Below are 11,355 nucleotides of genomic sequence, written 5' to 3'. Positions count from 1 at the left end.
GGGAGGGTGTTATCTCGGGCATGGTATTGGCGTGAGGCTTTGCGGTCAAATCGAAGTGCCTAACGCTTGAATTTGGCAGGTTTTACGATTGCTTCAAACCACGGCCCATTCGATGGCAAACAGACGCTTAGTTTCGGTTTTCTGCGTCAAACGGCGTTCCAGAGTTTCGATGAGCTGGTCGCGTTTTACAATGACGTCGTCTTCGACTTGAAAGATTTCCTGGCGTTGGCGGCGTTGCTGTTTTTCCAGCTTGAGAATTTTTTGCTGGATGTCGTGCTGTTCGTCCAGGTTGGTTGCCATTCGGGCTTGGCGTTGCAGGATTTTGATTTGTTCCTTGGTGTCTTTCAGCGCCTTTTCGGCGGCCAGCACCATATCGTCGGCCCATTTTTCCAGTTTTTCCCGCGCTTCGTTGAAATGTTTGTGGTTGGCTTCCAAGGATTGGCTGATGGTGGCTTTGACGTGGCGTTGCGCGTCTTGCTGCAAACGTTGCTCGATAGCATCCGGCCATGAGGTGATTCCGGCCATTTCGGCATAACAACTGAACAGTTTTTCGCAGGTTTCCTGGTCTAGTGGGGAACTATCATCAGCGATTGCCGAGAACAACAAATATTCCTCGCGTTGGTAGCTTTCGATGGCCAATGCCGTCAATACCAAATATCCAAACTTACCGCGCAAAGCTTCCACCAGATGCAAACGAGTCCGATGCTGGCTGATGTTGAAAACCACTTTGGCGACCGGCGTGTCGATGATTTTGCCGTGGTCGACAACATATTCGCCTAGCGGATGCGACAGCCGGTACAAGAAGTTACCGTAATCGGCATTTGATTCGGCAACCGACTGGGCATTATGGTCGGGTTTGGGTGCCGATTTGGAAATCAGGTGGTAGCGGCCAGTGGCTATGCCTTGCAGCGGCGACTGCACTAAATCGAAAATCAGTTGCTGGTCGTCGAATCGTGCCCTGTCCTGCAGCATGAATTGCGTTAGCAACCAAAAGCGTTTGCCGAATTTATCCAGTTGCGCTTTGGCATCGCTCAGTTGGACTTTCAGGCGTTCGTGAACGTCTTCATCAAAGTTTTCCAGTAACAGTTTACGGGTGTCGGTCATGCGGGCCTGAATGCTTTCGTCCAATTCGGCTTGCAAGGCTTTGAAAGCGGTTTCAATCTCGGCAGGCGTGCGGCATTGCTGGTAGATGGTCAATATCCGTTTTTCGAAATCGACGCCGGATTCGATGCTACCCAAGACTTCATCAGACGCACCAAATACGCCGTTGAACAGGTTGAACTTCTCGGTCAGCAGTTCTAGGACACGGCGGTCAGCATCGTTGCGCTCATTGAGAAAATTGATGACCACTACATCGTGTAGTTGTCCGTAGCGATGGCAGCGACCAATACGCTGTTCGACGCGCTGTGGGTTCCAGGGCAGGTCGTAGTTGATGACCAAGGAACAGAATTGGATGTTGACGCCTTCCGCAGCAGCTTCGGTGGCAATCAGGATGGTGGCCTGATTGCGGAAATGTTCAATCAATGCGGCACGAATATCGATGTCGCGGGAGCCGGTGATGCGTCCGGTATCGCGGTTGGCAAGCAGCCATTGTTGATAGATGGCGGTAGCTTCCGAGCTGTTGTTGGTACCACTGAATTCGACCACTTCGCCGGCATAGCCGTTGGCTTCCAGAAATTGCTTTAAGTAGGTTTGGGTACGCTTGGATTCGGTAAAGATGAGCGCTTTGCGCTGAGCGTCGGTGGCGGCCATTTGCTCGAAACCGATGTCGAGGGCATTTAATAATGTGCGGGTTTTGGTGTCGGTACCTATACTTTTGGCCCAGTTAGCCAGGTTGGCCAATTCGGCAATTTCCTGATTCAGCAGTTTGCGGTCGATAGTTGGCGGTTGGTTTTCGGTTTCGGTTTCGGCTTCCGGTGGATCGATGTCGAGAATTTCGTCGAGCAGATCGTCTTCCATGTCTTCTTCACTAACCAGTAGTTCGGTGAATTCGGGATCATCTTTGACTTTCTCGTCCCGCAACGTTTCCAACCGCTGTTTCATGGTCTCCAAGGTGCCGGCGATTGCCATCGACGATGACGCCAACAATTTACGCAGAATTAATTCGGTCAGATGGCGTTGCCGTCTGGGTATGGCGTAACTGCTTTCGCGCATTAGAAACGCCGTGACCGCTTCGTAGAGCTTGTGCTCGTCGTCGGTTGGACGGAAAGGACGGGTGATGGCGCGCCGTTCGGTATAACGAATATATTCCGTAACTTGGTTACGCAACGTGCGACGACAAAACCCGCCAAGACGTTGTCGCAGACCTTCCAAATCACCGCCCGCATTGGTGTACTGACTGCGGAAGGCATTAACGTCGCCGAAGATGTGCTCGTCTATTAAGGTGGATAAGCCGTACAGCTCTAGTAGCGAGTTTTGTAGCGGGGTGGCGGTCAATAAAAGCTTACGTGAATCTTCGGTTGCCCAGCGAATGCCCTGGCCGATTTTGTTGCTTTCCCGGTAAGCGTTACGCAGTTTGTGCGCTTCGTCGATGACCACCAAATCCCAGGCGATGGCTTTGAGTTCATCGCGAATTCGGTTGGCATAGTTATAGGACAACACCACGATAGCCTTCTGGCTTAACGGCGATTTGCCCAATTTAACCGCATCCCGCCAGGTCCGGGCATCCAACACCACTGAGGGAAGGTTGAATTTTTCTTCCAGCTCAATCGCCCATTGTTTACGCAAAGAAGCCGGACAGATCACCAATAGCCGGCGTTTTCGTTCCGACCATAACTGGCACAGCACGATACCGGCTTCTATGGTTTTACCCAGACCCACTTCGTCGGCAAGCAGAACACCCTTGGAAATGGGTGAGCGCAAGGCAAATAATGCGGCTTCAATCTGATGCGGATTCAGGTCGACGCTGGCGTCGAACAACGATTGCGACAAACGGCCAACATCGTTGGCGGCGTGTTGTCGGGTTAGGTCGTAGGAATAATACTTGGCGTGGAAGGGTGTAATGCCTTTAGGAGCGGTCAATGCGCGCTCCTAAAGATCAATGATTGTAGGGCTGCGTTCATAAGCTGTTTTTATTCCCTTGAGCTTGGAGCGGTTACTGCAAGATTTATTTGCGGTGATTACTAACTATATCTATCCCTAACAATGGTAGCAGATCGGAATACTGGTCTTACGGCTCTCCTACCAAAGTTTGGTGAGAGTGTAAGTTTGATAGTCTAGCTGTGGGCTGGAGGGTGTCCTGAATTTTGTGTAAACGGGTTTTGGTTTAGTGGCTTGGCATCCTATTCTCCATGATTGGGGGAAATATTGGAAACCAAGTAATGGTTGAGGATGGGCTCCCATTTAGTGTAAAGAATGTTGCACTGTTCAAATACTACAGTAGAAACCTAATCTTTCCGTTTTTCATAAAAAAATACATGGAGAATTTGGCGGTAAATTTGCAGTTTTCTGCTGTTGGTGGTGCCCAGCCCTTTGTTGCGTTGGGAACATTACGGAATCTTGTCATGGCTTTGCCACCGCTTTCAGAACAACACCGCATCGTCGCCAAAGTCGATGAACTGATGGCCCTCTGCGACCAACTAAAAGCCCGCCTCGCCGCCGCTAATCAATTACAGCAAAAGCTGGCGGATGGGATGGTTGAGCGGGCTATCATGCCATGATGTTCTGCTCAACGCCTGAGCAGAAAAGCCGCCTTCAGTCATTTTTCCGAGCGTTTATACCGATGGGCAGTGCCAGCTATGGCGTTTGCCGAGCTGGTTTGTGCTGGGCGAAGCCGATGTGGCCGATGTGAGGATTGATTTCGGTCCCGCCAGGTCAACGGGAAATTGTTTGGTGTGCTTAGCTTGACGGCGCTAAATTGCTTTACACCCAGCAGACAACGCTGCCGGGTGTAAAGGCTGACCGTATTATGCAGTAACGCTGGATTTGCGACGGCCAGTGTACAAAATGCCCATAAGAGCGCTGGTCATCAACCAAGCGGTAGCAGGTAGAGGAACTGCGGCAACGCCTGAACCTGGGAAATCGGTGGTTGCTTGAGAGGGTTTGATATCAAAAGCAAATAATCTTTGCTCGTTATTTGCACCATGAATACTGGAGTCAACAAAAGCCAGGCTCCAAGAGGTTTGGCCTAGCAAGCTGATCGCGCTGCTTGAATGTTCCGTTACCCAGCCGCTTGGAGACCACCAGCCCAATTGAAAATTGCTGGAACCCAAAAGCACACCACTCGAGGTGGCGGTACTAACAGCCACATCGTTACCGCTGGCGGCAAAGGTGACGGTTGCCGCATCGAAGAAGCTCTATACTGGAGTGATATTCAAATCGCCGGTGGTGCTGCTCAGGGAAGCGGTATCTTCAAACAGGGCAAATTTTTCCCCGGTAGGGATGTTAAACAACAAGGCGTACAGGTTGGCAAATTGGCTGTCGCTGTTGGTGGGGGCCCAAACGCTTGCGGAGCTTGCGTTAGACATAGCCAGCAGGCCAGCAACGATACCGGTCTTTACAAGAGTATTTAGTTTCATGTTTTTGATGTCCAAAGTTAAAAGATTCAGCTGAATTTTAAAATTTGTGACTATCGGCACAATCGCACTAAAGGCTCATGACAGGAATGTCAGTTCGGCAGATGTTCGCCAACATCAGGCTTAATGCACCTGGGCTATTGATTCAGGCCCTGGAATGCGAATAAGCCAATACTGCTTATCCATTCCGCACGGCTTAATAACGCGCTGTTACTTAAACACCAGCCATGGCGCAACAAAACCTAAATGCGCGTCATTGCTGATGCTGTGGATTATTGCGTCCGGCTGCCGGTAATTTGCCACAGATGTAAGGGCTGGCGGCTTGTAAAGTGCTTATGCCGGCAAACAGCAAGGGTTTGCGACCCGACCGATCAATGGTCGTCGCCGGTCAGATTGCAATAGGCATTGCTTTTTGGCTCCGGCCAGCAAAGGGAGGAGCTGGCCAAGAGCATCAGCGATTTGAATGGGTGTGCCCAAAACGGCAGGCGGATGAGCGCTTCGCTTAAACACCGATCGGTTCAAGTCGCGGTTTGGAACCACCATTTTTCGGTGGGATTTTTTGATATTTCAAAGGAGCCAGTTAAATGAACACGCAATTAACGCAAAATTTTAGGGTTCTGAATACTGAAGAACTGCAACAGGTATCCGGCGGTTGGTGCGGAACGCCTTACCCCGGTTTTTGGAAAGGGCCAAAACCTGGTCCGCTGCCCGACTTGTTTAATGGCGCGGTCAGCAAGCTATCCATGGTCAGTTTGAATCCGCAACCGTTGCCACCCGCTGAAATCAGCTTTTTCGCGTAGTAAGTGCTCAAGCTTAGAAAAGCCGGCCCAGTGCCGGCTTTTTTACGTGGTGGCAAGCCAATAAAGGCTGAGTTAGTGTCCTAGAGAAAAAAAGCCATGCCGCCAACAAATTGCTTGCTAACGGCATGGCAGGTAGGAGGGAACGCTGGAAGATTTACACGCTGGCTTTTTTGCGTTTACCCAAGCCCATGACGCCCAGGATGCCGCTTAGAAACAGCCAGGTGGCAGCCGGCAGCGGTACGGCGGAAACACCGGATACCGAGAAGGCTTGGTTAAACGTGGTGCCGCCAACGATGTCGGTGCCGATTCTCAGCCAGTCAGGGTCCAGGTTGCCGTCGCGTATCCAGGATTGCAGGTCCGGCGTGAACGGACCGCTGCCGCCGACTATCGGTTTGGCCGCAGACAACCAGAGGAAATTGCCGTTTTTCAATTCCACCTGCGGTACGAAAAAGTAATGGTCGGCCGCCAGCGAGATGGCGTCGTTAAAATTAATGTCAAATCTGACTTCCTGCCCGGAAACAGCGCCTTCGCCACCGGTGGTTTGGTTGGGTAGCGGATGAATGCCGTTGATTACCGAATTGCCGGCCGAAGCGTTACCATTCAGTAAAGTGACACTATAACTCAACGAGTTGCTGGCCGATTCGCGGCCCAAAAACGCCACATCCGAAGGTGAGTTGACGCGGGTAGGCACGCGGCCGGAGGGTGGGTTTACCGAATCCTTACCGAATACCCGGTAGATTTCCACATTTACATTGGCGATGTCACCCAGCGTGGCGCCGTTGGCTAGTAAACCGGTGAATGTGGCTTGGTTTAGTTGGGTGTGTTGCGTCAACACGAAGTCGTCTGCGGATTCTATTTCCTGGCTGGTGCCGCCGGCTTGCGCGCCGGTGGCGATTCGGTAATCCGGACCGCCGGTGCTGAACGAGAAGGCTGCGGCGTCGGCGTTGGCGGCGAACAAAGTGGACATAGCCAGAAGGGGGATTAATTTGGTTTGCATATCGGTACTCCTAAAACGGTTAAAGTGCTGAGAATGTGTCTCGGATAAAGAAACTGCTGGCAGCTTCTGTCTCTAACAATGCGAGTAGCGTGCCAAGAGTGATTTTTATAAAAATATAATTAAAATCAGTGCTTTAAGATTGATTTTTCTGCGCTTGTGCCGGCGAGTGGGTGCGACAAAGGTTGCAGCAAAGGTGCTCGCAAGCGCAGCGATGCAGGACCCTAAGCGGCGGAGGGTGGTTGACAGAGTGGCTTATTCAGCAACTTTTGTCTCAGGGGGACGGAGCGCTTATAAATCAATGCCGTTAAGTTAAGCCGTTCGTGGTGAGCCTGTCGAACCATGATCGGCTTAACCATTCACCCTTCGACACGCTCAGGGTGAACGGTTAAACCTTAACTTATAAAGGCATTGGTTAATAAACCTGGCCCGATGATCGCAGCAAAAGGCCGTTGATTCAGCGCGAAATTTAGGCTTACCGCGATTTCAATCGAGGATAGAATGAAGACCGGATTCGTAAACCACGCTTTGACACACGTAAACATGACGCAGAAAAGTATGTTTGGGCTTTTTTTAGCGGCTGGCATGGGGATGGCCTTAACGATGGTCGCGCGGGCGCAAACCCCGGAACCGCTGGCGCCCTTGCCGCTCAAGGTGGCTTTAGATGCGCCGCGCGTGCTGTTGGGCCAACGCTTATTTCACGATCCCAAACTCTCCGACCAAGGCCAGCGCTCTTGCGCCAGTTGTCATCCGCTAGACAGCGGTGGCATGGACGGCAAAGTCCGCGCCGAAGCGGCGGACGGGATTTCGCGGCTGCGCAATACCCCCAGCTTGTTCAATGTCTCCTTCAACTATTTTTTTAATTGGGATGGGGTCGTCACCACGCTGGAAGCCCACACCGAAAAAGTCATGCTTAATCCGAAAATCATGAACGCCAAATGGCCGGAGTTGCTCGAGCGTTTGCGCGGGGTGCCGGATTATGTCGATGCATTTACTCGAATCTACCCGGACGGATTGACCAAAGCCAACGTCGTCGATGCCTTGAGCCATTTTGAACGCAGTTTGATCACGCCCAATGCCCGCTTCGACCGCTTTCTACGCGGTGAAACAACGGCGCTTGACGCTGACGAACAGGAAGGCTTTCATGGGTTCAAGGCCCTGGGCTGCGTGGCCTGCCATCAGGGCGTCAATCTGGGCGGCAACCTATTCCAGAAGTTCGGCATATTCGGCGCACCGCAAGGCCAGCAAGGCCCAGTAGACGAGGGGCGCTACAGCGTAACCGGCAACGACAGAGACCGAGGCGTGTTTCGGGTGCCCAGCTTGCGTAATGTCGCTGTGACCGCGCCCTATTTTCACGATGGCCGTGCCGCTACTTTGGAAGCGGCGGTGGATACGATGGCCGAGCATCAACTGGGTAAGCGGCTGGCGGCGAAGCAGCGCGATGCTATCGTTAAATTTCTAAAGACATTGACCGGGGAATACGCCGGTAAGGCTTTGGTCGCCAGCCAAGCAGCCAAACCATGACCGCGATTTCCTGGCAGCCCAGGCTGATCGTCGCCGGTCTGTTGCTGGCCTTGACCTATCTCTGGCTACAAAGCGCCAGCCCGGAACTGGAGCGGCGTAACCGTCTGCAAAGCACGTTGCGTATCATCGAATTGCGCGATGCGGAACTGATGCGCGATATTTTGCTGGCCCGCGCCGGCCTGCTCGCTAACTACGATGCCCTGACCAAAGCCGGTCAGGAGCTGCTGCGCTTGTCGCAGAGTTTGCAAACCGAATTGCAAACGGTGGAGCAGGGGCAATTGCTTGGTAATTTAGCGGACCAGTTAACCGCAACAGTCCAGGAGCGCTTGGGGCAGATCGAATACCTAAAATCCGATAATGCCTTGCTGCGCAATTCGGTGATGTCCTTCGACGAAATTGGTAAAACCTTGCGGGCCGCCGCAAAGCCCGGTGATGCCGCCAAGCTGGGCAATTTATGGCGCTTGATGTTTAGTTTCATGGACAGCCCGCAGCCGGAATTGGCCGTGGAAATTCAGCAGGAGCTTGATCGGCTAGCCGGGCTGGCCGCACAGTCGGATGATTATCGGGTGCTGATCGCCCACGGCCGACTGATTATCGACGTGTCGCCCAAAGTGGATTCGCTCTTGCGGCAGATCATCGCCCAGCCTATCGTCAGCCGGGTCGATGATTTGCAACAAGCCCTGCGCCAGTACAGTGGCAGCGTGGAGCAACAAGCCGAAGCCTATCGTTTGGCGCTGTATTTGGTCGCCGTCATCCTGTTGGCGTATTTGCTGTATCAATTTGTCATGCTCAGGGCGAACACGCTGGCTTTGCGAAAGGTCCACGCCAATTTGCAACAAGAAACCAACGAACGCCTGCAAGCCGAATCCTGGTTACGGGAAAGTGAAGCCCGGCTGCGCGCCATTACCGACTCGGCGCATGAGGCGATTGTCTCTGTGGACATGCAAGGCAATATCGTATCCTGGAACCAGGGCGCGCAACTGATGTTTGGCTTTCCGGCAGGCCAGATGCTAGGTCAGCCATTTCAGCAATTGCTGGCAAACCCGTCGCCAGACTTTTTCGACCAAATTCGCGAAGCAGGGGAGATAAATCGACTTACTAGTCCGATGCTGGATTCGATAGCTTTAAGGCAGGACAGCAGCGAGTTTCCGGTCGAATTGTCGCTATCCCGTTGGACGCGCGGGACCGAGCACTATTTGACCGCAATCATCCGCGACATTAGTGTCCGCAAGCAACTGGAACAGGTCGCCCGCCAGCAAGAACTGCAACTGATTCAGGCCAATAAAATGACGGCCTTGGGTACTTTGGTATCCGGCGTCGCGCATGAAATCAATAACCCCAATCAACTGATTCTGTTTAATTCCGGGTTACTTGCCGATATTTGGAGCGATGCGCTGGAGGTGTTGGAAGAGCATTATCAAACGGCCGGCGAATTTGCCTTAGGCGGCTTGCCTTACAGCGAAATGCGCAATAGCGCGGCGGTGTTGATCCGCGATGTCAGGGATGGCGCCAAACGCATTGAACGCATAGTCGCGGAACTGAAACATTATGCCCGCCCGCCCAGCAGTGAGGCTGCTGTATCGTTTGCTATTAACGATGTGGTGGCGCGGGCGCTAGCTTTACTGAAGCATTTGCTAGACCAAAAAACCCGGCATTTCAAAACCGATTTGGCCGAGGGCTTGCCGGAGCTGCGCGGCAAGCCGCAGCAAGTGGAACAGGTGCTGGTCAATCTGTTGATTAATGCCCTGGAAGCGCTCCCTGACCCGGAAAAATCCGTCAGCGTTACCACCAAACTGTTGAATGACGGCCGGCAGTTGTGTGTGGAAGTGCGAGACGAAGGCATCGGTATTGCCGCCGAACATATCCAACAACTCTGCGACCCGTTCTTTACCACGAAACAAGCTAATGGCGGCACCGGCTTGGGTTTGGCGATCAGCGCTTCATTGCTGCGCGCCCAAGGCGGAAGCTTAAGTTTTTCATCCGAGCCGGGGCAAGGCACCTGTGCGCGGGTTATTTTTTCGGTGAATTCCGGGCCGGCGATGGCAGCGAATCATGCAATGTAAAGACCTGGGCAATCTGCCTATCTTGTTGGTGGACGACGAAGCGCAGTTGTTGCACAGCGCCAGTTTGGTGTTGCGTAGCGCCGGTTTTAGCGAGGTGCTGACGCTGGACGATAGCCGGACGGTATTGCCATTGCTGGCAAACCGGCCCATCGGCGTAATCGTGCTGGATTTGACCATGCCGCATCTGTCCGGCCGGGAATTATTGGAGCAGATAGCCGTTGAGTATCCGGAAATCCCGCTGATAATGATGACCGCCACCAACGATTTGCAGATTGCGGTGGCGTGCATGCGCAGCGGCGCCAGCGATTATTTACTGAAGCCGGTGGAGCAAAACTGTCTGGTGGCCGCAGTGCGGCGGGCGGTGGAAAGTAGGGTGCTGCGCGCAGAATTTTTGTCGCTGAAAGAGCGGATGCTTACCAATAGCCCGCATGAACCCAGCGCATTCGCCGACATCGTCACGCAAAGCCCGGCCATGTTTGCCATCTTCCGTTACATCGAAGCCATCGCCGCTTCGCCGCAGCCGGTGTTGATTAGCGGCGAAACCGGGGCCGGCAAGGAGCTGATTGCCCGCGCCTTGCATCGGCTGTCCGGGCGCGCGGGTGATTTGGTGGCAGTCAACGTCGCCGGCCTGGACGACACCTTGTTTTCCGATACGTTGTTCGGCCATGCCAAAGGCTCGTTCACCGGCGCCGAACGGGCGCGCGACGGTTTGTTGGCCAGTACCGGCGATGGCACGCTGTTTCTGGATGAAATCGGCGACCTCAGCATCGCATCGCAAGTCAAGCTGTTGCGTTTATTGCAGGATGGTTCGTTTTATCCGATAGGCGCGGATCGGCCCCGGCAGAGCAGGGCGCGCATCATCGTGGCGACCCATTGTGATGTCAGACGCCAGGTTGATTTGGGCAGCTTTCGCAAGGATTTATACTTTCGCTTGCGGACCCATCATATCCAACTGCCGCCGCTACGCGAACGCCGGGAAGACTTACCGCAGCTGACGCTGCATTTTGTGGAGAAAGCTGCCGACAGCCTGGGCAAGCCCGCACTCAGCGTACCGCCGGCGTTGTTTCAGTGGTTGCATAATTACGCGTTCCCCGGCAATATCCGCGAACTCGAAGGCATGGCCTTCGATGCGGTGGCTCGTAGCCAGGGCGCGGTGCTGTCCTTACAGAGTTTCAAGGAGGCCATTGCCGAGCACATGCCAAGCTCTGGCGAAGAGGATTTGGCAAGTGCGAATCTGGCATCGTCCGGCAATTTCCCGGCGCGTTTGCCGACGCTGAAAGAAGCCGAAGAGTCGCTGATCAGCGAGGCCTTAAAGCGTGCCCAAGGCAATCAGGGCGTCGCAGCCGGCCTGTTGGGTATTAGCCGGCAGGCACTCAACAAGCGGCTGATTCGCCGCGACGCGGAAAGCTTGTGAGCCGGTAACTTTTTTGTTCGGGCGGTATAGATGCCGTCAGACGCCA

9 protein-coding genes are annotated in these 11,355 nt (G+C 53.6%); 5 read left to right on the top strand and 4 right to left on the bottom strand.

Features of this window, described 5'->3' with window-relative positions:
• Positions 1-93: 93 nt before the first annotated feature.
• Entirely contained in the window at positions 94-3,021 is a 2,928-nt protein-coding gene (locus EBB_RS25305) for an SNF2-related protein (RefSeq protein ID WP_223146916.1), read from the bottom strand.
• Positions 3,022-3,290: 269 nt separating this feature from the next.
• Here EBB_RS25305 and EBB_RS25300 point away from each other — a divergent pair, with 269 nt between their 5' ends.
• The gene (locus EBB_RS25300; protein ID WP_192396388.1) at positions 3,291-3,659 is read left to right on the top strand and encodes a restriction endonuclease subunit S; all 369 of its coding nucleotides are present in this window, start codon (positions 3,291-3,293) and stop codon (positions 3,657-3,659) included.
• A gap of 246 nt (positions 3,660-3,905) precedes the next feature.
• Here the strand turns inward: EBB_RS25300 and EBB_RS25295 are convergent, their stop codons facing one another.
• Together EBB_RS25295 and EBB_RS25290 are read right to left on the bottom strand one after the other, a co-directional pair.
• Complete coding sequence (locus EBB_RS25295; RefSeq protein WP_195880910.1) at positions 3,906-4,247, bottom strand: hypothetical protein; 342 nt, start codon at positions 4,245-4,247, stop codon at positions 3,906-3,908.
• Positions 4,248-4,295: 48 nt separating this feature from the next.
• Positions 4,296-4,532, bottom strand: coding sequence for a hypothetical protein (locus tag EBB_RS25290; protein ID WP_192396386.1), 237 nt, complete (start codon positions 4,530-4,532; stop codon positions 4,296-4,298).
• Between the two features lie 566 nt (positions 4,533-5,098).
• On the opposite strand from EBB_RS25290, the gene EBB_RS25285 reads away from it, so the two are divergent.
• A complete protein-coding gene (locus EBB_RS25285) occupies positions 5,099-5,314 on the top strand; it encodes a ComC/BlpC family leader-containing pheromone/bacteriocin (protein WP_192396385.1) in 216 nt (71 codons plus the stop codon).
• 154 nt (positions 5,315-5,468) lie between these two features.
• Here EBB_RS25285 and EBB_RS25280 read toward each other — a convergent pair whose 3' ends face one another.
• Positions 5,469-6,311, bottom strand: a complete 843-nt coding sequence (locus tag EBB_RS25280) for a PEP-CTERM sorting domain-containing protein (RefSeq protein ID WP_192396384.1) — start codon at positions 6,309-6,311, stop codon at positions 5,469-5,471.
• A 555-nt stretch (positions 6,312-6,866) separates the two neighbouring features.
• Here EBB_RS25280 and EBB_RS25275 point away from each other — a divergent pair.
• The 3 genes from EBB_RS25275 to EBB_RS25265 are packed head-to-tail and all read left to right on the top strand — an operon-like array spanning position 6,867 to position 11,309.
• A complete protein-coding gene (locus EBB_RS25275; RefSeq protein ID WP_225587761.1) occupies positions 6,867-7,832 on the top strand; it encodes a cytochrome-c peroxidase in 966 nt (321 codons plus the stop codon).
• A complete protein-coding gene (locus EBB_RS25270; RefSeq protein WP_192396382.1) occupies positions 7,829-9,895 on the top strand; it encodes a DAHL domain-containing protein in 2,067 nt (688 codons plus the stop codon). Before EBB_RS25275 ends, EBB_RS25270 begins: the two co-directional genes overlap by 4 nt.
• A complete protein-coding gene (locus tag EBB_RS25265; RefSeq protein ID WP_192396381.1) occupies positions 9,885-11,309 on the top strand; it encodes a sigma-54-dependent transcriptional regulator in 1,425 nt (474 codons plus the stop codon). The genes EBB_RS25270 and EBB_RS25265 overlap by 11 nt, the downstream gene beginning before the upstream one ends.
• Positions 11,310-11,355: the final 46 nt, after the last annotated feature.

The organism is Methylomonas fluvii (assembly GCF_014850975.1).
Taxonomy (GTDB): Bacteria; Pseudomonadota; Gammaproteobacteria; order Methylococcales; family Methylomonadaceae; genus Methylomonas; species Methylomonas fluvii.
Note: the sequence above shows the minus strand (reverse complement) of the source record. Positions and strands in the feature narration are given on the sequence as shown.

What these genes read in the sequence shown, in the direction of transcription:
- EBB_RS25300 (WP_192396388.1), top strand. Translation starts at nt 3,291, where the DNA reads ATGATTGGGGGAAATATTGGAAACCAAGTAATGGTTGAGGATGGGCTC.
- EBB_RS25285 (WP_192396385.1), top strand. Translation starts at nt 5,099, where the DNA reads ATGAACACGCAATTAACGCAAAATTTTAGGGTTCTGAATACTGAAGAA.
- EBB_RS25280 (WP_192396384.1), bottom strand. Translation starts at nt 6,311, where the DNA reads ATGCAAACCAAATTAATCCCCCTTCTGGCTATGTCCACTTTGTTCGCC.
- EBB_RS25275 (WP_225587761.1), top strand. Translation starts at nt 6,867, where the DNA reads ATGTTTGGGCTTTTTTTAGCGGCTGGCATGGGGATGGCCTTAACGATG.
- EBB_RS25270 (WP_192396382.1), top strand. Translation starts at nt 7,829, where the DNA reads ATGACCGCGATTTCCTGGCAGCCCAGGCTGATCGTCGCCGGTCTGTTG.
- EBB_RS25265 (WP_192396381.1), top strand. Translation starts at nt 9,885, where the DNA reads ATGCAATGTAAAGACCTGGGCAATCTGCCTATCTTGTTGGTGGACGAC.